The organism is Streptomyces longisporoflavus, from assembly GCF_014649775.1.
Classification (GTDB): domain Bacteria; phylum Actinomycetota; class Actinomycetes; order Streptomycetales; family Streptomycetaceae; genus Streptomyces; species Streptomyces longisporoflavus.
Map to the genome: position 1 here is coordinate 245,197 of NZ_BMTR01000003.1, position 23,746 is coordinate 268,942.

21 protein-coding genes and 2 tRNA genes are annotated in these 23,746 nt (G+C 71.3%); 5 read left to right on the forward strand and 18 right to left on the reverse strand.

Annotation, left to right across the window (positions count from 1 at the left end; genetic code table 11):
* Positions 1–376: 376 nt before the first annotated feature.
* The 8 genes from IE226_RS07775 to ehuB form a co-directional block, all read right to left on the reverse strand.
* Positions 377–1,048 carry a response regulator gene (locus IE226_RS07775; protein ID WP_190080290.1) on the reverse strand — a complete coding sequence of 224 codons (672 nt, stop codon included), beginning with the start codon at positions 1,046–1,048 and terminating at the stop codon, positions 377–379.
* Positions 981–2,234 (reverse strand): sensor histidine kinase, encoded by a 1,254-nt coding sequence (locus tag IE226_RS07780; RefSeq protein WP_190080291.1) that lies wholly within the window; start codon positions 2,232–2,234, stop codon positions 981–983. The genes IE226_RS07775 and IE226_RS07780 overlap by 68 nt, the downstream gene beginning before the upstream one ends.
* A 269-nt stretch (positions 2,235–2,503) precedes the next feature.
* Positions 2,504–2,577 (reverse strand) — tRNA-Lys (locus IE226_RS07785).
* Positions 2,578–2,648: 71 nt separating this feature from the next.
* Positions 2,649–3,407 (reverse strand): IclR family transcriptional regulator, encoded by a 759-nt coding sequence (locus IE226_RS07790; protein ID WP_190080292.1) that lies wholly within the window; start codon positions 3,405–3,407, stop codon positions 2,649–2,651.
* 194 nt (positions 3,408–3,601) lie between these two features.
* A complete protein-coding gene (ehuA, locus tag IE226_RS07795) occupies positions 3,602–4,372 on the reverse strand; it encodes an ectoine/hydroxyectoine ABC transporter ATP-binding protein EhuA (RefSeq protein WP_373306911.1) in 771 nt (256 codons plus the stop codon).
* Between the two features lie 34 nt (positions 4,373–4,406).
* Positions 4,407–5,054, reverse strand: a complete 648-nt coding sequence (ehuD, locus tag IE226_RS07800) for an ectoine/hydroxyectoine ABC transporter permease subunit EhuD (protein WP_190080293.1) — start codon at positions 5,052–5,054, stop codon at positions 4,407–4,409.
* Complete coding sequence (gene ehuC, locus IE226_RS07805; protein ID WP_190080294.1) at positions 5,051–5,785, reverse strand: ectoine/hydroxyectoine ABC transporter permease subunit EhuC; 735 nt, start codon at positions 5,783–5,785, stop codon at positions 5,051–5,053. The genes ehuD and ehuC overlap by 4 nt, the downstream gene beginning before the upstream one ends.
* Complete coding sequence (ehuB, locus tag IE226_RS07810; RefSeq protein WP_190080295.1) at positions 5,785–6,708, reverse strand: ectoine/hydroxyectoine ABC transporter substrate-binding protein EhuB; 924 nt, start codon at positions 6,706–6,708, stop codon at positions 5,785–5,787. The genes ehuC and ehuB overlap by 1 nt, the downstream gene beginning before the upstream one ends.
* A gap of 97 nt (positions 6,709–6,805) precedes the next feature.
* Between ehuB and IE226_RS07815 the strand changes: the two genes are divergently transcribed.
* Entirely contained in the window at positions 6,806–7,306 is a 501-nt protein-coding gene (locus IE226_RS07815) for a DUF3830 family protein (RefSeq protein WP_190080296.1), read from the forward strand.
* Positions 7,307–7,321: 15 nt separating this feature from the next.
* Here IE226_RS07815 and IE226_RS07820 read toward each other — a convergent pair whose 3' ends face one another.
* Positions 7,322–8,725 carry an amidase gene (locus IE226_RS07820; RefSeq protein WP_190080297.1) on the reverse strand — a complete coding sequence of 468 codons (1,404 nt, stop codon included), beginning with the start codon at positions 8,723–8,725 and terminating at the stop codon, positions 7,322–7,324.
* Positions 8,726–8,788: 63 nt separating this feature from the next.
* On the reverse strand, positions 8,789–9,745 hold the full coding sequence (locus tag IE226_RS07825) for a D-2-hydroxyacid dehydrogenase (RefSeq protein WP_190080298.1): 957 nt from the start codon (positions 9,743–9,745) through the stop codon (positions 8,789–8,791).
* A 343-nt stretch (positions 9,746–10,088) separates the two neighbouring features.
* On the opposite strand from IE226_RS07825, the gene IE226_RS07830 reads away from it, so the two are divergent.
* From IE226_RS07830 to IE226_RS07840, 3 genes are all read left to right on the forward strand, one after another.
* Positions 10,089–10,949, forward strand: coding sequence for a maleate cis-trans isomerase family protein (locus IE226_RS07830; protein WP_190080299.1), 861 nt, complete (start codon positions 10,089–10,091; stop codon positions 10,947–10,949).
* A 12-nt stretch (positions 10,950–10,961) separates the two neighbouring features.
* On the forward strand, positions 10,962–11,699 hold the full coding sequence (locus IE226_RS07835; RefSeq protein WP_190080300.1) for a maleate cis-trans isomerase family protein: 738 nt from the start codon (positions 10,962–10,964) through the stop codon (positions 11,697–11,699).
* 229 nt (positions 11,700–11,928) lie between these two features.
* Positions 11,929–13,017: an LLM class flavin-dependent oxidoreductase gene (locus IE226_RS07840; RefSeq protein ID WP_373306912.1), complete on the forward strand. Its 1,089-nt coding sequence runs from the start codon at positions 11,929–11,931 to the stop codon at positions 13,015–13,017.
* An 11-nt stretch (positions 13,018–13,028) separates the two neighbouring features.
* Here IE226_RS07840 and IE226_RS07845 read toward each other — a convergent pair whose 3' ends face one another.
* A complete protein-coding gene (locus IE226_RS07845; protein ID WP_190080302.1) occupies positions 13,029–14,834 on the reverse strand; it encodes a putative bifunctional diguanylate cyclase/phosphodiesterase in 1,806 nt (601 codons plus the stop codon).
* A 337-nt stretch (positions 14,835–15,171) separates the two neighbouring features.
* Between IE226_RS07845 and IE226_RS07850 the strand changes: the two genes are divergently transcribed.
* Positions 15,172–16,452, forward strand: coding sequence for a M6 family metalloprotease domain-containing protein (locus tag IE226_RS07850; RefSeq protein WP_190080303.1), 1,281 nt, complete (start codon positions 15,172–15,174; stop codon positions 16,450–16,452).
* A 105-nt stretch (positions 16,453–16,557) separates the two neighbouring features.
* Here the strand turns inward: IE226_RS07850 and IE226_RS07855 are convergent.
* The 7 genes from IE226_RS07855 to IE226_RS07885 form a co-directional block, all read right to left on the reverse strand.
* Positions 16,558–16,631, reverse strand: a tRNA-Lys gene (locus IE226_RS07855).
* Entirely contained in the window at positions 16,622–17,245 is a 624-nt protein-coding gene (locus tag IE226_RS07860) for a bifunctional DNA primase/polymerase (protein WP_190080304.1), read from the reverse strand. The genes IE226_RS07855 and IE226_RS07860 overlap by 10 nt, the downstream gene beginning before the upstream one ends.
* Positions 17,246–17,526: 281 nt before the next feature.
* Positions 17,527–17,892: a DUF8844 domain-containing protein gene (locus IE226_RS07865; protein WP_190080305.1), complete on the reverse strand. Its 366-nt coding sequence runs from the start codon at positions 17,890–17,892 to the stop codon at positions 17,527–17,529.
* A gap of 84 nt (positions 17,893–17,976) precedes the next feature.
* Positions 17,977–19,353, reverse strand: coding sequence for an AAA domain-containing protein (locus IE226_RS07870; protein WP_190080306.1), 1,377 nt, complete (start codon positions 19,351–19,353; stop codon positions 17,977–17,979).
* Positions 19,350–20,936 carry a hypothetical protein gene (locus IE226_RS07875; RefSeq protein WP_190080550.1) on the reverse strand — a complete coding sequence of 529 codons (1,587 nt, stop codon included), beginning with the start codon at positions 20,934–20,936 and terminating at the stop codon, positions 19,350–19,352. The genes IE226_RS07870 and IE226_RS07875 overlap by 4 nt, the downstream gene beginning before the upstream one ends.
* 445 nt (positions 20,937–21,381) lie before the next feature.
* Positions 21,382–22,533 carry a hypothetical protein gene (locus IE226_RS07880; RefSeq protein WP_190080552.1) on the reverse strand — a complete coding sequence of 384 codons (1,152 nt, stop codon included), beginning with the start codon at positions 22,531–22,533 and terminating at the stop codon, positions 21,382–21,384.
* Positions 22,484–23,647 carry a phosphatase PAP2 family protein gene (locus tag IE226_RS07885; RefSeq protein WP_190080551.1) on the reverse strand — a complete coding sequence of 388 codons (1,164 nt, stop codon included), beginning with the start codon at positions 23,645–23,647 and terminating at the stop codon, positions 22,484–22,486. Before IE226_RS07885 ends, IE226_RS07880 begins: the two co-directional genes overlap by 50 nt.
* Positions 23,648–23,746 lie beyond the last annotated feature (99 nt).

Sequence of the window (23,746 nt, forward strand, 5' to 3'; positions counted from 1 at the left end):
CTGCCTCCTCCGTGGACGGGATCCGGGTCGGACCCAGAGTCGCCCTCGGCGCATGCGCGGCGGATCGCCGCGGCGGGCGGTCTTGCGGCCTCCCCCGCGCGGGGGAGTGCTCGCTCGGGCGGGGGAGACACGCCCAACCCGCCCGGCGCGCTGGCCCGTCCGGCGTGCTGGCCCGTCCGGCGTGCTGGCCCACCCGGCGTGACCCGCGCGAGAGCTCTGGTGTCCCGGCGTGCTGGCCCACCCCGCGCGACCCGCGCGAGAGCTCTGGCTCCCCGGCACCATGAGCGCGTCTCGGCGTGCCCGCCCGTCTCGGCACGCTGGCCAGCCCAGCGCGGCCCGCGCACCCCGCACGGCTCACGCGGCCCGCGCCAGAGCTCTAACCCCCCGGCACCACGAGCCCCGTCTCGTACGCGCAGATCACCGCCTGCACCCGGTCCCGCAGCCCCAGCTTCGACAGGACGTTGCTGACATGGGTCTTCACCGTGTGGTCGCTGACCACGAACGACGCCGCGATCTCCGCGTTGGAAAGACCCCGCGCGAGGAGCCGCAGCGTCTCCTCCTCGCGGGCGGTGAGGACCGCGAGGCGTTCGGAGGGCGACACGTCGGGCGCGTCGGACTCCGTGCGGCGGCGCCGGACCACATCCGCCACCAGGCGCCGGGTCACCGAGGGCGCGAGCAGGGAATCGCCGGCCGCGACCACCCGCACCGCGTGCACCAGGTCGTCCCTGCGGACGTCCTTGAGCAGGAAGCCGCTCGCGCCCGCGTACAGCGCCTCGTAGACGTACTCGTCGTGGTCGAACGTGGTCAGCATGATCACCCGGCAGCTGGACTGCGCGCACACCCGGCGGGCCGCCTCGATGCCGTCCATACCCGGCATGCGGATGTCCAGGAGTACGACGTCGGGGCCGTGCCGCAGGACCGCGGCCACCGCCTGCGCGCCGTCACCCGCCTCCGCCACCACCTCGATGTCGGGCTGCGCCTCAAGGATCATGGAGAAGCCGCTGCGTACCAGCTCCTGATCGTCGGCGACCGCCACCCGGATGCTCATCACCCCAGGATGCCGTGGGCAGCCGTACGGCGACACAGAATCCACCGTCGTTCCCGTTCCCGTTCCCGTTCCCGTTGCCGGCTTCGGCCGTGCCACCGCAGGCGGCGGCGCGTTCACGGATGCCGACGAGCCCGTGGCCGGTGTGCTGCGGGGCGAGGAGCCCGACTCCGTCGTCCTGGACCCGTATCCGCAGCTCGTCGGCGAGCCAGTCGAGCCGGACGGTCGCCTGCGTCGCCCGCGCGTGCTTGACGCAGTTGGTCAGCGCCTCCTGGACGATGCGGTACGCGGCCACCTCGACGTACGGCGGCAGCGGGCGCGGCTGTCCCGTCTGCGCGAGACCGACGCGCAGACCCGTCCGTTCGACGAGCCCGGTGAGTTCCGGGAGCGCGGCGAGGGTCGGCTGCGGGTCGCGCCCGTCGGGGGCGGACGGCTCTCTCAGTACGCCGAGGATCCGCCGGAGCTGCACCATCGCGTCGCGCCCGGCGTCCGCTATCGCGTCGAACGCTCCCACCGCGCGGTCCGGGTCGCTGCGCACGACCACGGGGCCCGCCTCCGCCTGGACCACCATCAGGCTCACCGCGTGGGCGAGGATGTCGTGCATGTCGCGGGCGATCCTGGACCGCTCCTGGCTGACCGCGCGCGCCGTCTCGGTGGCACGCTCCCGCTCCAGACGCCGGGCCCGGTCCTCCAGGGCCACGGCGTACGCGCGCTGCACGCGGGCGAAGGCGCCGAGTGCGTACGCGCTGATGAGGCTGATCAGGTGGAACGGGTACTCGTACGGTTCGGCGTGCTCCTTGAGGGCCATGGTGACGGCGGCCCCCGTCAGCCACCCGGCGAGCATGAGACGCCGTTTCAGGGGTGTGCTCAGGGCGGCCACGGTGTAGAGGGCGACCATGCCGCCGAAGCAGACGTCGGGCGGCGGCCGGTGGTAGAGCGCCATGGCGGGCGTGAAGACGGCGATCGCCGCGGCGCAGGCGAAGGGCGCGCGGCGCCGCCAGATCAGCGGTACCGCGGTGCCGGCGCCCAGGAGGAAACCGCCGGGGCTCAGCGGGTCGCCTCCCTCGTCGGGGAAGAGGAACTGGAGCGAGACGGCGAAGAGCACCACGGCGGCGAGCGCGGCGTCCATGACATAGGGGCGGGGGCGGATGGCGCGCAGCCGGGACAGCGCGAGCGGGGCACGTCGCATCGGAGGGCTCCTCGGGGCAGGAGGCCGTGCCAGTATCGCGGCGCCCCGGCGGCACTGTCCTCACCGGTACGGGGGATATCCGGGCCCACGCCTCCAGGCCCGCCACCCCGCGACCCCAGGCCCGCCACCCCGGCCCCGCGCCTCCAGGCCCGCGCCTACAGGCCCGCCACCCTGGGCCCCGCGACCCCAGGCCCCACGCCCCGCCACCCCGGACTCCTCGGAAACGAGAGAAGCCCCCTCGCTTCCGCGAGGGGGCTTCTCTCTAGTCGTGCGCCGCCAGGGACTCGAACCCCGGACCCGCTGATTAAGAGTCAGCTGCTCTAACCAACTGAGCTAGCGGCGCCTGCTGACTCAAAAATAATACCTGGTCCCGGGGGGTGCTCGAAACCGCCGCCCGGAGCTCCCGGGCAGGCCCTAGATCGCGAGGGAGAGCAGCACCGGCGCCGCCTCGCGATTGAGCGTGCGGGCTGCTTCCCGCAGCCGGTGCGCGTGCTCGACCGGCAGGGAGAGCGCCAGGCAGCCGACCGCGGAGCCCGCGGTGATGGGGACGGCGGCGCAGACCGTGCCGACCGCGTACTCCTGGAGGTCGAGGACGGGGACCGTGGCGGGCTGGGCGGCGAGACGGTTCAGCAGGACCCGCTCGTTCGTGATCGTCCGTGAGGTGAGGCGGGCCATCTTGTGCCGCGAGAGATGGTCCCTGCGTCCGTTCAGGTCGAGCTGGGTCAGCAGGCTCTTGCCGACCGCGCTGGCGTGCGCGGAGGAGCGGAAGTCGACCCATTCGTTGACCTTCGGGGTGCGGGGGCCGTCCGCGCAGCCGGTGATCTTGATTTCGCCGTCTTCGTACCGGCTGATGTAGACAGCCGCGCCGAGCGTGTCGCGCAGCCCGTCGAGCGTCGCCTTGAGCTTGTCGCGCAGTGCCTCCCCGCGGCCCTCGGCGGAGCCCAGGCGCTTGAGGGTGGCGCCGGTCACATACGCGCCGTCGGCCGTCCGGTCGACGTACGCCTCACGGCGGAGCATGCGCAGCAGGGCGGTGAGCCGGGGTGAGGGGAGCTTGGTCTGGCGGGCCAGCTCGGCTTCGGTGACGCCGGTGTCGTGCCGGGCGACGATTTCGAGCACCCGCAGGGCACTCTGTACCGAGTGCTGCGGCGTGGTCGGATCGTGCTTCAGCGCCACGGCTTCCCCCTGCGTGGAACGGTTCCGGACAGCTGGGCTCCGTCCACGATAGCCGCCAAGAGGCCCATTGGGAGCGGCTGTTGACGAGAATGTGGCGCGCCCCGGCTCTGTCAGCAGGAACGCGCCACTCTGGCATATGCCAGCGTCATCACCCGGTTTAACGGGGCCGAGTCGTCATACGCCGTCACACGTCGTCACAGGACCGCGCTGAGGAACTCCCGTGTCCGCTCGTGCTCGGGCTCGGTGAAGATCTTCTCCGGGGTGCCGGCCTCGATGACCCGGCCCGAGTCGAACATCAGGACCTGATCCGAGATGTCACGCGCGAAGTTCATCTCGTGGGTCACGCAGAGCATGGTGATGTCCGTGGTGTGCGCGATGTCCCTGAGGACGTCCAGGACACCCGCCACCAACTCGGGGTCGAGCGCGGAGGTGACCTCGTCCAGGAGCAGCACCTGCGGGCGCATCGCGAGGGCGCGCGCGATGGCGACGCGCTGCTGCTGACCGCCGGAGAGCTGGCTCGGGTACTTGTCGATGTGCTCGGTCAGCCCGACCAGTTCGAGCAGCTCGCGGGCCCGCTGCTCGGCCTCGTCCTTGGACAGGCCGAGCACCTGGACCGGCGCCTCGGTGATGTTGCGCAGGACCTTCATGTTCGGGAAGAGGTTGAACTGCTGGAAGACCATCCCGATGTTCTTGCGGACCTCGCGGGTGTACTTCTCGCTCGCCGGCACGAGCTTGCCGTTCTTCGTCTCGTGCGTGAGGTACTCGCCGCCGACCTTGATCGTGCCCTCTTCGGGCTTCATCAGGGTCATCAGGAGGCGCAGGATCGTCGTCTTGCCGGACCCCGAAGGGCCGATGAGCGTGACGTGCTTGCCCGACGCGACGGAGAAGTCGAGCTCGTCCAGGACCACATGGCTGCCGAAGCGCTTGGTGACCTTGTCGAAGCGGATCAGCTCGCTGCCGTCCACCGTGGGATTGACTGTTTCCTTCGAGGTGCTGCTGTCAGCGGACAAGACGACGCTCCAAGACTCGGAGAAGAACGGAAGCCGGGTAGGCAATGACGATGAAGGCGATGCCCACGATGCTGATGGCCTCGTAGGTGAAGGTCGCCTGGGTGAATCCCTTGGCCTCGCCCAGCATGTCCAGGGCGCCGATGGCGGCGATCTGCGGGGAGTCCTTGAGCATCGACACCACGTAGTTGCCCAGCGCGGGGATCACGCGGCGGATGGCCTGCGGCAGGATGATCGCGGTCCAGGTGCGGCGCTTGGGCAGGCTGAGCGCGGTGGCCGCCTCCCACTGGCCGACGGGAACGCCTTCGATGCCCGCGCGGTACACCTCGGCGGTGTACGTCGAGTAGTGCAGGCCGAGGCCGACGATGCCCGTGGTGAGCGGCGACATCGTGGGGCCGAACTCGGGGACGACGGTGAACAGGAAGAACAGCTGCACCAGCAGCGGGGTGTTCCGGATGAATTCGGTGATCGCCGTCACCGGCCAGCGGATCCACACCTGGTCGGAGCGCTGTGCGATCGCCCAGAGCAGACCCAGGGAGAACGCGATCAGGGTTCCCCAGGCCAGTGCCTGGAGGGTGACGAGAAGACCGTCCCAGAAATGGGGCATGAAGTCTTCGACGTTGGACCAGTCCCAGTTCACTTGGCACCCCCGGTACCGGTCACGGCGTCGATCGACGACTTGGAACGCAGCCCGCCGAGGAGGCCGACTTTCTCGGGCGCCTGGCCGATCCTCGCCTTCGCGTGCCGCTCCAGGAGCCGCATCCCGCGCGTCAGGAGGAAGGCGAGCACGAAGTAGACGACGAGGAGCACGGTGTAGACCGGGGCGCTCTCGGCGGTGACGAGCCGCCACAGGTTGCCCGCGAAGGTCATGTCGGCCACCGCGATGAGGGAGACCAGGGACGTGCCCTTGAGCAGCTCGATCAACAGGTTGTTGAACGGAGGCAGCATCTCGGGCCAGGCCTGCGGGATCTCGATCTTCCGCAGTCGCTGCCCCTTGGTGAAGTTCAGCGCAACCCCCGCCTCGCGCTGCGCCACCGGCACGGCAGCAAGGGCGCCGCGCACGATCTCCGAGCCGTACGCCCCGTACGTCATCCCGAGGGCCAGCACACCGGCGGCCATCGGCAGGAAGCTGAAGCCGAACAGCATCGGCACCGTGAAGGCCATCCAGAACATGAAGACCAGGGCCGACGTGCCGCGGAAGATCTCGAAGTAGGTCCCGGCCAGGAAACGAACGATCCAGAGCGGCGACGTACGCAGCACACCGATCGGGAAGGCGATGACGAAGGCCAGGGCCGCGCTGTAGACCGTGATCTGCACGGTGATCCACAGGCCGGGCAGGAACCACGCCGTGATGAAGTCCGACGTCATCATCAGGAGGCTCCCTTCACCGGCGGACACAGATCGTCGAGCGTCAGCTTGGTCATCTCGGTCTTGGTGAAGCCGAACTTGCCGACGACCCGCAGCAGCTCGCCGCTCTCCTTCATCTTGTGCAGCTCTTTGTTGAAGGCGTCACGCAGTTTCTTCTCGGAGAGGCGGAAGGCGAAACCGCCCGCGCCGTAGGCGGGCTTACCGTCCACCTCGGGCTGGAAGGCCTCGGTCACCTCGGCCCGCCGGCTGCCCTTCACCACGTCACGGGTGGTGATGGCGGTGCCCGCGAAGGCGTCCACCCGGCCCTGCTCGACCGCGGCGAGGCCCGCCACCGGGTCCGGCAGGATGAGGATGTCCTTCACGCCCGCGGCCTCCGCGTAGGCGATCTCGGCGTACGCGGTGCCGCTCGCCAGCTTGAGCTTCTTCTTGACGACGTCCTCGTACCGCTTGATCCCGTGCGGATTGCCCTTCTTCACGATGAAGGCGTCCAGCATCAGGTAGTCGGGATCGGAGAACAGGACCTGCGCGCAGCGGACCGGGTTGATGTACATCCCCGCCGATACGACGTCGAACTGCTGTGCCTGGGTGAGCCCCGGGATCAGCGCGCCGAACTCGGTCGGAACAGCCTTGACGTTCGGCACGCCGAGCCTCGGGAAGATCACCTTGGCGATCTCCGGCGCCTCCCCGGTGACCTCACCCTGCTTGTCGATGTAGCCGAAGGGGAGTTCCCCGGCCACGCCGATCCTCACGGTCCCCGCGTCGCGGAGCTTGCTCAGTAGATCCCCGCCCTCGACCTTCCCCTCCTCCGGAACCTTCACGCACCCCGCAGCCCCGAGAGCTCCGAGCGCCGCTGCTCCTGCGAGCAGGGAGCGGCGGCGAAGCCTGCTGCCTGTGAATCCCTCGTTGTTCTCATGTGGTGGAGCCATGGGCGCGCGGCTACCCGACTCGACGCGGAATATGCGGGCCAATTTCAGCCCCTGATGCAATCGTTGTGGTCTTGACCCAGGGAGGAGCATGGGACACATGGCAGACCGATTCATCGAAGTCTCCCTCGCGAAGCGGGGAGTTACGTGCACGGCAAAACTGCTCGACGACCGGGCGCCGGTGACCTGCGCGGCGGTGTGGGAGGCACTTCCGCTCGGCGAGGACGTCTATCACGCGAAGTACGCCCGCAATGAGATCTACGCCCTCTTCCCGGCTTTCGCGGACCGCGAGCCGCCCCTCGAGAACCCGACAGTCACCCCCATTCCCGGCGACCTCTGCTATTTCTCCTTCAACGGGACGCAGTTGGGCACGCAGGCCTATGGGTACGAACCGGCCGCGGACGTCAAGGCGGGCGCCACGGTCGTGGACCTCGCCCTCTTCTACGAACGCAACAACCTGCTGCTCAACGGAGACGTCGGCTGGGTTCCCGGCATCGTCTGGGGCCAGGTGATCGACGGCCTCGACCGGATGGCCGAGGCCTGCAACGACCTGTGGCGCGCGGGCGCGCAGGGCGAGACGCTCAATTTCCGCAGAGCGTAGGACCCGCCCGCGGACTCACACGGCGGCGGGCGGCGCGATCGTGGCGGCGCCCGCCTCGTACAGCGCGTGCGCGGCCCGCAGGACGAGCGCGTCGGCGTGCCGCGCCGCCACGATCTGCACACCGACGGGCAGCCCGTCGCGGTCCACCCCGCAGGGGACGGTCGCGGCCGGCTGCTGCGTCATGTTGAAGGGGTACGTGAACGGCGTCCACCCCGTCCACCGACGATGGCCGGAACCTTTCGGTACCTCCGCTCCAGCCTCGAAAGCGGTGATCGGCAACGTCGGAGTGATCAGGAGGTCGTACGTCCGATGGAAGCCGCCCATGCGACGGCCGAGCTCCATGCGTACGTCAACTGCCGCAAGGTAGTCGAGCGCGCTGTACCGGGCGCCCTGCGCACAGATCTCCCGCAGCCCCGGATCGAGCAACGCCTTCCGCTCCGGCGGCAGATGCTGGATCACGCGCGCGGCGCCGCTGAACCACAGCGTGTGGAAAGCCTCCACCGGGTCGGTGAAGTCCGGATCGGTCTCCTCGACGTACGCACCCTGCGCCGCGAGTGACTCCACGGCCCCCCGCACCGCCGCGGCGACCGCGGGCCGTACGGCGACCTGACCGCCGAGCGAGGGCGAGTAGGCGATGCGCAGTCCGCGTACGCCGCCTTCGATACCCGCGCGGAAGCTGTCGGCCGCCGGGCTCAGGCCCGACCAGTCGCGCGGGTCGGGACCGCTGATGACGTCCATCAAGAGCGCCGCGTCCGCCGCGTCGCGCGTCATCGGGCCGACGTGTGCCAGCGTTCCGAACGCGGACGCGGGATAGAGCGGCACCCTGCCGTACGTCGGCTTCAGCGCGAAGATGCCGCAGAAGGAGCCGGGGATGCGCACCGAGCCGCCGCCGTCCGTGCCCAGCGACACCGGCGCGGCGCCGAGCGCCACGGCGGCCGCGCTGCCGCCGCTGGAACCGCCCGCGGTGCGTGCGGGGTCGTACGGATTCCGGGTGATCCCGCTCTGCGGACTGTCGGTGACGCCCTTCCAGCCGAACTCGGGCGTCGTCGTCTTGCCGATGAAGACGGCGCCGTGTTCGCGCAGCCGCGCCACCGAGGGCGCGTCCTCCTCCCAGGGCCCTTCCGTACGTGCCGTCCTCGACCCCCGCAGCGTCGGTCCGCCGCGCTGGAGCAGGATGTCCTTGACCGAGACAGGGACCCCGTCCACCAGACCGCTCGGCTCACCGCGCCGCCACCGCCGCGTACTCGCCTCGGCCTGCGCGAGAGCCTCCTCGGCGTCGACGCGCACGAAGGCGTTCACCACGGGCTGCACTTCCTCCGCCCTGCGCAGCGCCGCCCGCGTCGCGTCCACCGGACTGAATTCGCCCTTGCGATAGGCCTCGACGAGTTGTACCGCGGTGAGATCCGTGAGTTCGGTCATGCACGCTCCTCCGTGGATGAGTGGTCGGGGAGGGGAACAAGGGGGGCCGGGGTGGCGGGGTAATCAATTCCCCCGTACATACCCGCGTTTCTTGTCGACCACGTTCGAGAGGGGCCTACCGGCCGCCCACTCCTCGTACAACTCGACGAACTGCGCGCCCAGTTCATCGCGCCAGCCGACCACGTCACCGCTCATGTGCGGGGAGACGATCAGGCCCGGCGCCGTCCACAGCGGGCTGTCCGCGGGCAGCGGCTCGTGCTCGAAGACGTCAAGTGCCGCGCCCGCGATCCACCGCTTCGACAGGGCTGCCGCGAGCGCGTCCTCCACGACGAGCGCGCCGCGCCCGATGTTGATGAAGCGGGCCGACGGCTGCATCATGCCGAAGCGCCGCTCGTCGAACATGCCGCGCGTGTCGTCCGTGAGGGGCGCCGCGCACACCACCCAGTCGGCCCGCGCCATGAGCCGGTCGAGTTCGTCGGGGCCGTGTACGCCGTTGCGCGCGCTGCGCCCCACCAGGGCGGTGATGATCCCGAGGCCCTTCAGCATGCGGACGATGGCGTGTCCGATCGGGCCCGAACCCACGACACACGCGCGCGTACGGGCGACCCGCTGGGTCTCGCGGTGCTGCCAGATGCGTTCCTCCTGGAGCTGGAAGGTGCGCGGCAGATCCTTGGCCATGGCGAGGACCAGCCCGGCCACGTACTCGGCGATCGGCTGGTCGAAGATGCCGCGGGCGTTCGTGACCAGCGTGTCGGACTCGACGAGCTCGGGGCACATCAGGCGGTCCACGCCCGCGCTCGCGGTGTGCACCCAGCGGGGCCTGGGGCCCTCGCCGGGCCAGGCCAGCCGCACCGCGTCCGAGAGGAAGTCCCACACCAGGAGCACGTCGGCCCGGGGGAGTTGGGACGATAGCGTGTCCGCGTCCGCGTGCAGGATCCGGGCGCGCCCGGTGAGGCTGCCCAGGCGGGGCGGCGGCGCGGGGGACGGGGCGTCGAGGACCAGAACGGTTGATTCGGACATCGGATCAGAGCTTGATTCGGACATCTGGGAGAAACCGTTTCGCAATGAGAGTCCGCTTCCCTGAGTTCTGTGTCGGCCGGAGCCGAGTTCTCAGTCGGCCAGGGCCGTCTGAGATGCGCGGATTGACCACGCTCGCACCTGAAACTACCTTCGTCAACAGAGGTGCTCTATCACAAGCACCCCACGACTGAGTACGCTCCGTACGAGGCCGTAGCACACTCTGTAGCGCTCTCTTTGCGCCTTATGCCCCATCCCGACGTCCCGGCGCGTCGCCGGTTCCGCACATCTCCCGGCCCCCGGCCGGTCCCTTAAATGCACGCACGCACGAACTTGGGGCCTGCTCATGGACGTCTCCTTCCTCGGCGGACCACACCCTCAACGCGGTGTAGGTGTCGTCGCACCATTCGACTTCGCACTCGACAGGGAGCTCTGGCGCTGGGTGCCGGACGAGGTCTCCCTCCACCTGACACGCACTCCCTACGTCCCCGTCGAGGTGAGCCTCGACCTGGCACGACTCGTCAGTGAGCACGAAACGCTCGGCGAGGCGGTGCGCGCGCTGAGCGCCGCCGAACCCGAAGTCCTCGCCTACGCCTGCACGTCGGGCAGCTTCGTCGGCGGCATCGCCGGCGAGCGGGCGATGTGCGAGGCCATGAACCGCGAGGGCGCGGGGGCCTCCGTCACGACCTCGGGCGCGCTGCTCGAAGCGCTCGACGACCTGGGCGCGCGGCGCATCGCGCTCGTCACGCCCTACACCTGGTCGGTGACCCAGTCCCTGGAGCAGTACCTCGGCGAATCCGGTGTGTCCGTCACCGGCCGCGCCTACCTGGGCCTGACGCGACACATCTGGAAGGTGCCGTACAAGGACGTGGCGGAGATGGCGCGCAGGGCGGTGCTCGGCGGCGCCGACGCGCTGTTCATCAGCTGCACCAACCTCGCGACCTACGACGTCATTCCGCAGCTTGAGGCCGAGCTGCGGATGCCGGTGATCTCCGCGAACCAGGTGACGATGTGGTCGGCGCTGCGCCGTCTGGGTACCCATGCCGTTGGGCCCTACCAAGCGCTGATCAATCCGAGTGCCAGGCCGGGCGCGGGCCCGGTCGCGGGGCCGGGCTCGCTGCCCGGCGTGCTGCCGGTCGATCCGCCCCGGGGCCTGACCGAGGGGCTGACCGAGGGTCTGCCCGAAGGACCACCACCGCTGCCTTGAAGGAGGCTGGAAGTGACCGCACTTGGTTTCCTCTATCCGGGCCACTCGGCCGAGGACGACTACCCCCGCATGGAGCAGATGCTGGGAAGCGATGTCCGGTTGCAGGTCGTCCACACCGACATCGGCGAGGACGCGCACCGGGTCGACGCGCTCCTGGAGATGGGATCACCGCAGCGGCTCGCCGCCGGGGTCGAGGAGCTTCGTCTGTCCGGCGCGGAGGCGGTGGTGTGGGCCTGCACCAGCGCGAGCTTCGTCTTCGGCTGGGAGGGGGCGCACGACCAGGTCCGCTCCCTGGCCGTATCGGCGGGCCTGCCCGCGTCCAGTACGTCCTTCGCCTTCGCCCATGCGGTACGGGAGGTGGGGGCGGAGAGGGTCGCGGTCGCGGCGACGTACCCCGAGGACGTCGCGTCGCTCTTCGCCTCGTTCCTGAAGGCGTCTGGGGTCGAGGTCGTCTCGGCGCAGGGGAACGGCATCATCACGGCCGCGGAGGTGGGCACGTGGGGCTGGGAGCAGGTCCGCGCGATGGCCCGCGCGGGCGACCACCCGGACGCTCAGGCGCTCCTGCTGCCCGACACGGCACTGCACACGGCGGCATACATCCACGACCTGGAGCAGGAACTGGGCAAGCCGATCCTGACGGCAAACCAGGTCACGGTCTGGGAAGCCCTGCGCCTGGCCTCCCGCCGGGTAAACGCCCCGACCCTGGGAGCCCTGTTCACCAAGGAGCCGGTGGTGCAGGTGCGGGGGTAGGCCCGCCATTCCACCCGCCCGAGAACGCGGGGTAATCGGGCGGGTGGGCGGGAGAGCCTGTTCGTGAAGGTGTGGACGCAGGGCAATCGGGCGGGTGGGCGGGAGAGCCTGTTCGGTCCGCGGAGACACGCCGGGGGAATAAACCGGAGCCACCCTCCCGTTAGCACCCTGCGGAGCAAGAAACCGCACAAGCACGCGCAGCAGAAGGCAGGACCCCGTGACAGTGGAACTGAGCGACGACATCCGCGGCGAGCGGCACGGCAGCGCGCCGGTCCCGCTGTCCGTGCTCGACCTGGTGACCGTGGGCGCGGGCCGGACCGCCACCGACGCCCTGAAGAAGAGCGTGGAGATCGCCGAGCTGGCGGAGGGCCGCGGCTACCACCGCTACTGGGTGGCCGAACACCACTCCATGCCCGGCGTAGCCTCCTCGTCGCCGGCAGTCATCCTCGCCCACCTCGCCGCCCACACCGACCGCATCCGCCTGGGCTCCGGCGGCGTCATGCTGCCCAACCACGCCCCGCTCGTCATCGCGGAGCAGTTCGGCACCCTGGAGGCGATGGCCCCGGGCCGTATCGACCTGGGCCTGGGCCGCGCCCCCGGCACGGACGGCGCGACCGCCGCCGCCCTGCGCCGCACGGACCGCCTCAACGAAGGCGCCGACGACTTCCCCCAGCAACTCGCCGAGCTGACCCGCTTCCTGGACGACGACTTCCCGGACGGCCACCCGTACAGCCGTATCCACGCCGTCCCCGGCCCCGTCCAGGCCACCTCTCCCGGCGGCGTCCAGTCCCCGCACCGCCCGCCGCTGTGGCTGCTCGGCTCCTCCGGGTTCAGCGCCCGCCTCGCCGGAGTCCTCGGCCTGCCCTTCGCCTTCGCGCACCACTTCTCCGCGCAGAACACGATCCCGGCGCTCGACCTCTACCGGGAGTCGTTCAAGCCGTCCGCGGTACTCGACGCCCCGTACGCCCTGATCGGCGTATCTGCGCTCGCGACCGACGACGAGAAGGAGGCCCGGCGGCAGGTCCTGGCCGCCGCGCTGAACATGGTCCGCCTTCGCACCGGGAAGCCGGGGCTCGTCCCGACCCCCGAGGAGGCCGAGGCGTACGAGTTCAGCGAGATGGAGCGGGACTTCATCAACAGCTGGAACTCCAACGTCATCCACGGCACCGCCGACGAGGTCCGCACCGGCCTCGACGACCTCGCCAAGCGCACCGGCGCCGACGAGCTGATGATCACGGCCAACGCGCACAGCGGTGACGTGCGGCTGCGCTCGTACGAATTGATCGCCGACGCCTACGGGCTGCCCGGCGCCCGCTAGGGCCCCGGCCCTCAGCCGGCGGCGAGCAGCGCGGAGATACGATCCGGCGCCACCGGGCGGGAGTACAACCACCCCTGCCCGGTGTCGCAGCCGATCCGCCGCAGCCGCGCCGCCTGGGACGTGGTCTCCACGCACTCCGCGGTGACGGTCAGGCCGAGCCGGTGCGCGAGCTGCACGAGCGCCTCGACGATGACCTCGTCGGCGGGGTTGATGTGCCCCTCGCCCGCCTCGGCGTCGTACTGGAAGCCCCGCACGAAGGAGCCGTCCAGTTTGAGGACGGACACCGGGAGCCGGCTCAGGTACGCCAGGTTCGAGTACCCCGTGCCGAAGTCGTCGATGGCGATCCGCACCCCCATGTCGCTGAGCGCTTGCAAGGCCTGCAGCGGGCGGCCCGTCGAGCCCATGACCGCCGACTCGGTCAGTTCGAGCTGGAGCAGTTCGGGGGCGAGGCCCGTCTCGGCGAGGACCTCCGCGACGTCGGCAACCAGATCCGAGTCCCACACCTGCCGCACCGCGACGTTGACGCTCACGAAGACCGGCGGCCGCTCCGGATGGTCCAGCTGCCACTGCCGGGCCTGACGGCACGCCGTACGGAGCACCCAGCGGCCCAGCTGCACGATCGAGCCGTCCTCCTCCGCCAATCCGATGAACCGATTCGGCGTAAGGAGACCGAAGTGCGGATGCTGCCACCGCACCAGCGCCTCGACCCCGCGCACGCCCCCGTCCTCAAGACGGACCAACGGCTGGTAGTCCAGGACGAATTCACCGCGGTCGACGGCAGGACGCAGCGAACTCGACAGCGTCTGGCGGGTCATCCGGTGGGCGTTGCGCTCGGGGTCGAAGAGCGTCCAGCGCGCCTTGCCGTCCGACTTCGCCCAGTACAGCGTCGTGTCGGCGGCCTGCATCAGACAGGTCGTCGTGGTCCCGGCGGCGCGCCGCTCCACGACACCGATCGACGCCGACACGGCGAGCCGCTGCCCCGACAGATCGAAAGGATCCTGCAACGCCTTGAGCGCCGAGTCCGCGAGGTCCGCGAGCTGATCCGTGCCCGTCGACTCCTCCACGAGCAGCGCGAACTCGTCGCCGCCGAGCCGCGCCACCAGCGGCGCCGCCGCCCTGCCGTGACCGGCCTCGTCGGCGCACCGCGTGAGCCGCTCCGCGACGGCCGCGAGCAGCCGGTCGCCGACCCGGTGGCCGAGGGTGTCGTTGACCGCCTTGAATCCGTCGAGGTCCAGATAGCAGAGGCCGATCCGTCCGGTGCCCGTGTCGTCGTAGGCACCCGATTCGAGTGCCGCGGCGAGGCGTTCGAAGAACAGGCTGCGGTTGGGCAGCCGCGTCACCGGGTCGTGCATCTGCAGATGCCGCAGCCGGGCCTGGAGCTCGCGGCGCGCGCTGATGTCGGTGGCCGCGAGCAGCACCGTACGGCCGCCGGGCATCGGCGAGACGGTGACCTGGACCCACAGCGAGTGCCCGTCGGGGTGCTTCAGGCGCCGGGTGCAGCGCAGCTTCGCCTGCCGGCCGCGGAGCACCTCGCGGTAGGCGTGCCAGGTGCGGGCGTCCGACGCCAGGTCCAGCAGATCGGCGGCCAGGCGCCCCGTCAGCCCGTCCGGGGTCTCGCCGAGCAGCTCGGCGAGCGCGTCATTGGCATCGACGAGGAGACCCTCGCCGTCGACGACGCCCAGAGCGAGGGGGGCCGCGGCGAAAGCGGCCCGGTGATCGGGCCGCTGCCCCGGACGACGACGCTCCGTAGTGGGCGCCCTGGCGAGGTCGGGTGCTGTGACCGCTGTGGGCGCTTGGCCTTCAGACGTTCCGTTCACCGTGTGCTCCCGCAGTGCAGTTGTTCGGCGAGGCCGGGCCCGCGCAGGAAGGTGTGCCGATCATAGGGGCTGGCCGGACGGCGCTTCCAGCCACAGGGCGGTACCGCGTGGCGGCCGATTTCGGCATAGGACAAGCGCATGCCCAGTACGGGTTTGGCACTCGCCCGGCGGCAGATCGTTTCTGCTCAACCCTGTACCGCTTCCCTTGCGTTCCCTTGCGCCTCGATCAGCCCCCGGACCACTTGTGACGTTCGGTGAGCGCCGCGCAGGCCGTTCATCACCCGGCCGGGTTAGACAAACAGGGCGTATTTAAATAATTCAACACAGGGTGGGTGGGATGCCCCGTAATCCGCACCCGGAGGTGGACGTGCCGCGTCAGCTACCCCCCTGGGGACTCACCCGTGGAGGGGAGCGACCCCGGTTGCGCAGCGCGGCCGCCGCCTTCACGTCTTTGACCGCACTCGCCGCCACCGGGCTCGTGGCGGGCCCCGCGGTCGCGGAGAGCCCGATCATGCCCTGCGCCCTGGAGCGCACGCCGGCGCACCACTCGGAGGGCCTGGACACCTGGAACACCGCCTACCAGCGGCCTGACCGGCACCTCGACGCGGTGATGGTCTTCCTCTCCTTCCCGGACTCGCCGCCCCGGAGCGCCCCCGCGGAGCTGGCGGCCGACTATTTCCCGGCCACCAGCCAGTTCTTCGACCGCGCCTCCTACGGCAAGTTCGCGCTGCGCCCGCATCCGCAGCGCGAGTGGGTCCAGATGCCGGACTACTCGACCTCGTACGCGATACAGCGTGACTGGAATCCGGCCCGGCGCAGCGCCTATCTGCGGGACGCGGTGGCCGCGGCCGATCCGCACGTCGACTTCTCGCGGTACGACGTCGTCTACCTCATCGCCGATCCGGACGCGCCCGGCGTCGACTCGGACGCGACCAAGGTCGTCAACTTCGACCGGCCGATGCGGGCCGACGACACGGACATCAAGCGCATCGTCACGGTCTTCGAGGGGCACCCGCCGGACCGCAACGTCCTCGCCCACGAGACCGGCCACGTCTTCGACCTGCCCGACCTCTACCACCGGCCGACGGACGGCGACGGCGACTGGGACACGCACGTCGGCGACTGGGACGTCATGGGCAGCCAGTTCGGCCTCTCGCCCGACCTCTTCGGCTGGCACAAGTGGAAGCTCGGCTGGCTGGACCGGCGGCAGGTGGAGTGCGTGGAGGGCGGAGGGCAGCGGCTGACCCTGGAGCCGCTGTCGACGCGGCCCGCGCGCGGGGGCGTCGGCGGCACCAAGCTGGCGGTCGTCCGCACGGGCCTCGGCAGTGCGATCGCGATCGAGGCGCGGGGCGCGACGGGCAACGACCGCGCCACCTGCACGGAGGGGGTGCTCGTCTACCGCGTACGCAATGAGGCGCCGTCCGGCGGCGGCCCGGTCGAGGTGCTCGACGCCCACCCGGACTCGGACGCGTGCTGGAGCGACTCGGTGTATCCGCCGCTCGCGGACGCGCCGGTGAGTGTGGGGGAGAGCTTCACGGTGCCGGACGAGGACGTACGCATCGAGGTCGAGGGGCGTACGGCCACGGGGGCGTGGACGGTGAAGGTGTCGGTGGGCTGAGGGGGTGCCGCTCTGCCCTCACGCCGAATCCTCAGGCCGGGCGCTGCCGCCCGTCACCGGCATGAAAGAAGCCCCCCGCTCGCGCGAGGGGCTTCTTTCTGTCTGTGCGCCGCCAGGGACTCGAACCCCGGACCCGCTGATTAAGAGTCAGCTGCTCTAACCAACTGAGCTAGCGGCGCCTGCTGACGTCGTAGACCTTAGCATCCTGATCGCCGCCAGGAAAAATCGATATACGCACCGCAGACCCCGCCGCCGCACGGGCCGCGCGGACGCAGGCCCAGAGCATCACCTCGGGCCCCGGGAGCCAGGGATGCCGGGCATCGGGGGCCACCAGCCAGCGCGAATCGAGGTGCGGGTTACCGGTGGCGGGCCCGCCCGTTTCCGCGGTGATCGGCGGCACCGTCACCGCGTCCCCCGTGCCGTGGCAGAGGATGCCGGGCACGGCGCTGCCCCACTCCTCCCACTCCAGGAGCGAGGGCAGGCGATGCGCGGTGCCGGGAGCGGCGAAGAGGAGCATGCGACCGCGGTGCGCCGCGACGGGGCCGGAGCCGGGGCCCTCGTCCCACAGGCGGTCGAGCATGCGTCGTCCGAAGACCGCCGGAACGCTCACCACGTCGAAGACGGAGCCGCAGGGGAGGACGGCCGGGGCGGTGGGGCGGCTGCGCCAGTGGGCGAGGGCGCTACGGGGATACGTTTCCGCGGAAGCAAGCCAGGCAGCTCCCTCGGTGGTGACGTCAGAGCTGTCCGGGGTGTCGGCGGGGGCAGGGCCGGGGTAAAGACGTGTACCGCTCATGGCAACTACATCTACCGGCGGTGAGGGTTCCATTTCCAAGAGTTACGAGAATCCGGGACAACGGGACCTGGGAGGGGGTACCTTGCCCTCCCTGCTGGCATATGCCCCGCGGTTTTCGGGGGGGTGGGGGCGGGCGTGGGTGGGTGCGTGTGAGTCCGGCGGGGGGTGGTTCGGCGGCTCGGTCGGGGCATTGGCTTGGCGGTTGAGCCCGGGCGGTCTGCTCTGGAGGCCGGCCCCCTTCTGACCGCCCCGCCCTGCGGGGGTCCGGCGGGCCGGTGGTCTCAGGCTTCCGGGCCGCCCCCGCCCGCGCCGGACCCGCGCAGCAGATCCCGGCCGAATTCGATCATCTTCTTCGCGTAGTCCTCGGTCCACTCCGCGCGCTCGGCGATCGCTGCGGGGGTCAGGCGGTCGAAGCGGCGGGGGTCGGCGAGTTGGGCGGCCGCGATTGCCTGGAATTCGACCGACCGGTCCGTCGCGGCGCGGAAGGCGTGGGTCAGCTCGGTGGCTCTGGCAAGGAGCTCCCGGGGGTCCTCCATCGACTCCAGGTCGAAGAAGTGCTCCGGATCAGCGACGGCTGCCGCGGGCTCGAAGAGCAGGGGCGCGGGGCGCAGACGCTGCTCGGTCCGGTGCCGCTCGGGCTCCGCCATGGTTCATCCTCCTCGTACGGTGTCCGGCCGTGGGGCCGTCTTCCATTCTCCCTTGCTGCGCAAGGGGGCCCTGAGGCCACGTGCCTACGGCCGCCACGGCACCCGGTGTTCGGCGAGGCGGGCCAGGACCGCGTGATTGGCCTCCCAGCCGTCCGGGAACTTCACCGTGACACCCAGCTGGACCGGTTCCGTCGAGGGGTGGTCGTCCAGCAGTTCGCTCACACCTGCTCGGCAGACAACGATGCAGGCGTGCCGGTGCCGGGACGCCAGGACGCAGAGACGGCCCGTTTCCAGGTGGAACGCGGTGGCGTCCGGGCGGCCGGAGAGCGGGTGCAAAACCACCGTCACGTCGAACTCGCGGCCCTGGAGCCGGTTGGCCGTGTCCACCGTCACATCCGCGACACCGAGCTCCGCGAGGGCCGCCCGCACCGCCGCCGCCTGATCGCGGTGCGCGGTGCCGACGGCGATGCGGTCGGCCGTGAGGGGCGTGGGGTCCGGGCCGCGTTCCGAGACGGCCGCGCCGCCGCGGTCCAGGAGCCGCCGGACGACCTGCGCCACCGCGCGCACCGCCTCGGGATCCGTGCGCGGCGTGTTCCGAGCGGGCAGTTCGAGCAGGCCCCAGCCCGCCTCCGCCGCCTCGTCGATCACCCGGTCCGGGCCCGAACCGTCCGACGGCACGCCGAAGCTCAGCGTCCTGTCGCCGTGGTCCGTGCCGCTGCGGAACGGGGTGTACGGGTAGAACGCCGCGGAGACCAGCGGAGCCGCCGACGCCGGCAGCCGCCAGGACACCGGCAGGCGGTGCTGCGGCAGTTCAGGGTTGTGCGCGAGGAGCGTCGTCACCGCGCTCGCCGACGGGTCGTACGCGAGGCCCGCCCACTGCTCCGCACCCACGATCGAGAACGGGTCGAGCTGGCCGGGGTCGCCCACGAACAGGGCCCGCTCGAAGAGCCCGGCCACGGCGAGCAGCGCGTCCGAGCGCATTTGATACGCCTCGTCCACGATGGCGTGCTGCCAGGGCGCGTCGAGCTTGGAGACCTCGACATGCGCCCACTTCGCGGCGGTCGACACGACGACGTCAAGACCCGCCAGGTCGGTGACCTTCGTGGACGTACGGACGAAGGGGAGATCGTCCAGGGCCTTGTCGTACGCGTCCGGGTCGCTGCTGTGCAGGCGGCCCACCGGCAGCTCGGGGTCCTTCTCGGCGAGACGCAGGACCAGGTCGTCGACCTGCGCGTTCGTCTGGGCGATCACCATCAGGGGGCGTCCCGCGGCGGCCAGTTCGCGGGCCGCGCGGACCACGAGGGTCGACTTGCCCGCGCCGGGCGGCGAGTCGACGACGACGCCGCGCTGCGCGCCGTGCAGCGTGTCGTGCAGGATCGCGTCCGTGGCACGGGCGGCCGCCGCGCCGGGATCGAAGGAAGCGCGGTCGGCGGCGCGGTCGAAGGGGGCGGTCGGACTCACAGGATGTCCTCCGGCGTCACGGGGTCAGGGCGCTCGGCGGCGTCGCCCGGCGGGCCGCCATGGGTCCACGGAGTCGCCTCGGGGTCGGGGAGCCCGGGGCCGCCGCGCTGCTCGTGCTCGAAGAGCGTCCAGCAGATCCGGTCACCCTTGCCCGGCACGGAGCCGGGCTCGGGCTCCTTGCCGCGGCCCATCTTGTCGGTGACGCGCAGCACGACGAGGCCTTCGCCCTCGTACGTGACGAACTCGGCGGTCTGCGGCTTGCCTTGCAGCGAGCGATACACCTTCGCCCGCTCGGCCAGGTGCGGGCGGTCGTCCGTGCGGACCGTGACCAGCGGGCGCGGCCGCGGACTCCTGCTCTCGCTGTACGCCATCACCACCTCGGTCACCTCGCCCTCGAACGCCTCGCCCGCGAGCCGGCGGCCCGCCATCACCAGGGGGTCGTCGAGTGCTTCCTGGGCCTCAAGACGGGCCTGTTCGCGCTCGCGCGCCGCCAGCTTGTTCGCCGCCGTCACCGCGTCGTCGATGCGGGGCTGCGGTGGTTCGCCCGCCCTCACGCGGTCCCGGTGGCCGGTGAAGGACCACCGGTCGCGGGTCCAGCGGTCGGCGGCGTGCGGGGCCTCGGGGAGTGTGCAGAGCGCGTCGAGGCCCCGCCATACCGCGTCCCAGGTGGGGCGGGTCCTGCTCTCGATCAGGGAGCGGATCTCCCGCTCGGCCGCGGCGAGGGCGGCGAGCCGGGTGTCCGCCTCGATGCCGTCCTCGGCGGTGGCGAGGACTCCGCGAGCGCGGTCGTAGCGCTCGATGGCCGGGGCGAGGAGGCGGTTGTCGAACGCCGGGTCGGTGGCCGGGCCCGCGGGCGGACAGAGCAGCTGGCCGTCCTTGTCCCGCGCCAGCTCGGCGCGGAGGGCGGCGTCGGCCCCGGATGCGCCCTCCGGGGCTTCGATCCAGGCGAGCAGGGCGCCCAGATGCTGGTCTTCGAGGCTGCTCTGCCCGGTGGCCCAGTGCCGGGAGAGCAGCTCGGTCATGGCGACGAGGAGGGAGGAGCCGGGGACGCGGGCCCGCTCCCCGAAGTGAGTCAGCCAGCGACCGAGGAGGGGGACGCGGGGCGGGGCGGGATACGGGGTCTCCGGATCCTGCTCCGCGGTGCGGCGGAATCGGGTGGAGCGGCCGATGAGCCGTACGAAGTCGATGCCGGCGCGGCTCGGGACGATCAACTGCGGCGCGTCCTGGCAGAGTTCGACCTCCACCTTGACGCGCTTTCCGGTCTCCGGGTCCGTCTCGCTGCGTTCCGCGGCTTCGACGTCGTCCGCGAACGAGTCCACGTACTCCAGGACGGTGTCCGCGAGTTGGGCGAGGAAGGTGAAGCGGAGGTCGCGGTCGCGGGGCTGGGGGACGACCAGCAGGCGGGGCGAGGTCCGCTCGGTCCCCACGAGCGCGCCGAGCGGGGCGCCTGCCTCGCCCGCGGTGGTGAGGGGGACGAGGACGAGGGGGCGCTGGGAGAGGTGGCGGTGCCGGGTCGTTGCTCTCGGCTGGGCCCGGCCTGTCGCTACCGCCTCCAGGCGTGCGAGGTTGTCGATCAGCGACATCAGGTTGTCCTCCCCTGCGGGGTCGCTGCGCTGTGCGGGGTCGCTGCGCTGTGCGTCGGCGTCTGCGGGCCGGTGTTCGCTGCCCGGCCGCCGCTTCGCGGCGAATTTTCCCCGCCCACCCACCCGATTACCCGGCAGCTCCCACGCGCCGAAGAACGGACCGGTCGACGGGCGGGCGGGAAAGGAGCGGTCGCGGGGAAGCGCCGGGAAGGGCGGGTGGGAGGGAGGGGCGTGGTTGCCACGGGGTGTTGGTGCGGAGCGTGGGCGGGTGGGGAGGGTGCGGTTGCTGCGGGGTGTCGGTGTGGGACGTGGGCGGGCCGGAAGCGCGTGGCTGCCGTGGGGTGTCGGTGCGGGGGTGCGGCTCCGGCAGGGTGTGGGAGGTGGGTGGGCCGGAAAGGCATGGCTGCCGCGGGGGCGTGGGTGGGTGGCACTGGTGCGAGGGGCGTCAGCATGGCGCGGCCCCCGTGTGCTCGCCCGGGGTGTCCGCGCCGGCCAACGCCTCCTGCCTCAGCGCAGCCGCTCTGCGCAACGCCGCCACCGCCGGGTCCGACGGATCGCCCGTGGTGCCGTTCGCCGCGGAGAGGACCGCGGTGACCGTTGTCAGGCCGCCCAGTTCGCCCCGTACCGCACGGCCCAGAGCCGTCACCGCGTCCTGCTCGCGGGCCCGTTCGCGGCAGTGGAAGGCCAGTTCGCAGGCGGCCAGGCACTCGGGGGCGTACGTCGCCGGGACCGACTCGACCGCTGCCGTCAGATCGGCGGCGGGGCGGGTCACGTCGAAGGTGGTGCCCTCCGGAAGCGCTGCCGCGATGTCCTCGATACGGGTCAGCCGGGCCAGTTGGCGCCGCGTCACCGAGAGCTGTTTGCGTACGTCGATCGCCGATGCCGTGGGAGAGTTCGAGAAGTCCTTGGGGCAGACCAGAAGCACGTGGTGCCGGACCGGGGGAGCCGGGTCCAGGCGCGCCGCCACCTCTTCGAGCGCCAGTGCGTACACCGCTGCCTGGCGCGCCGCCGCTCCCACCTTCGCCGCGTCCGCCGAACCGTCGAGCATCGGGAAGGACTTGATCTCCACGACCGTCCAGGTGCCGTCGGGGTGGACCACCACCGCGTCCGGTTCCAGGAAGGCGGGGGTCCCGGCGACGTCGAGCGCCAGCATCGGGTGGTCGAGGAGGGTCCAGCCCTGCGTCGTCGTCGCCTCGCGCAGCGCCAGCGAGGTGCGTGCCGCACGGCCCTCGGGGCCCACCGCGGAGAGGTCCGGGACGGACGATTCGCCGGGCACCGGCTCAGGACCGCCCCCGAGCCTGCCGTGCACCAGACGCAGCAGCTCGGCGCCGCCGTCCGCCTTGACCTTCGCCTCGAAGGCATTGCCCCGCATGAACGCGAACTGCGACTGCCCGAAGGAGGCGGGGGAGCCGAGTGACTGCGCGAGCGTCGCCTTGTCCACGCCCGCCCCGTCGAGCAGTGCACGCCGCTGGCACCCCGGATTCGCGGCGAGGGCCGCGAGAGCGCGGGCGTCCAGCGGCTGAGCGGGGACGTCCGGTCCGCGCAGCTCAGCGAGCCGCTGTCGGAGTGCTGTCCCCCGCTTCGGCGGGTCGGGCACTCGGCTCGGCGCCTGGCTCGGCAGGCCGCTTGCGCGGCCGGGGAATTCGCTCACCTGTCGAAGTCTGGCACCCGGCACTGACAATTGAGGACTCTGGGGCATACGAGACCGCTGAAGAGGCCCCTGCCGAGACCGATGACGAGACCGGCGACGGAACCGGCGACGGAACCGTCGGCGGGCCCGCCGATCCGGCCGCCGATCCGGCCGTCGGCGAGCCCGCGCCGACCACCACGTCCGCAGACCCGACCCCCGGGTCCGCGGACCAACCCGCCGCACCCGACGAAGCCCCTGCACCCGACGAAGCCCCCGCACCCCGCGACGCCCCCGCAACCGCCAGCGGCAACCGCACCCGTGCCTTGACCCGGTCCGCCAGCCGCAGCACGGGCCGTACGAGAAGCAGGCCGGCGCCCATCACCGCGGCGCCCGCGACGGCGTCGAGGAAGTAGTGGTTCGCGGTGCCCATCACGACGATCGTGGTGATGAGCGGGTAGGCCACCGCCGCGACCCTGGTCAGCGGCGAACGCCCGTGGCGCCACAGCATCACCCCGCACCACAGCGCCCACCCCACGTGCAGGCTCGGCATCGCCGCGTACTGGTTGGTCATGCCGCCGAGCCCGCGCGGCGCACTCGCCTCGCCGCCCCACCAGCCGTAGTCGCTGTACTGCGCCATGGTGTCGACGAAGCCGTGGCCCACGCTCAGCAGCCGGGGCGGGCAGGTCGGCAGGAGCGTGAAGCCGATCAGGCCGATCATGGTGGAGGTCATCAGCCACGCGCGCGCGACGCGGAAGTGGACCGCGCGGCTGCGGAAGATCCAGACGAGTATCAGGGGCGTCACCAGATAGTGCAGCGACGCGTACCAGAAGTCGGCGGGGATGCCTATCCAGGAGTGCTCGGTGAAGAGACGGTTCAGCGGACTCTCCGCGTTGAGGCGCAGGAACTGCTCGATGCGCAGTATGCCCACGCCGTGGTCGACGGCGGTCGACACGTCGCCGCGCGCGAGCAGCCGGCCTGCCGAGTAAGCGGCGTACACCAGCACGATCAGCGGCAGCTCCGTCCACCAGCGAAGCCGGAGCCCGCTCGTGCCGCCGGTGCCCGGAGTGTCGGTCTGCGGCATCCGGTCGGTCCCCCATCCGTTCTTGTTCACGCGGTGTTCGCCGCGGCCTCACCCTACGGCGTACGCGAGACCGTTCTGAGGCGGTCCCCGGCTGTCTTA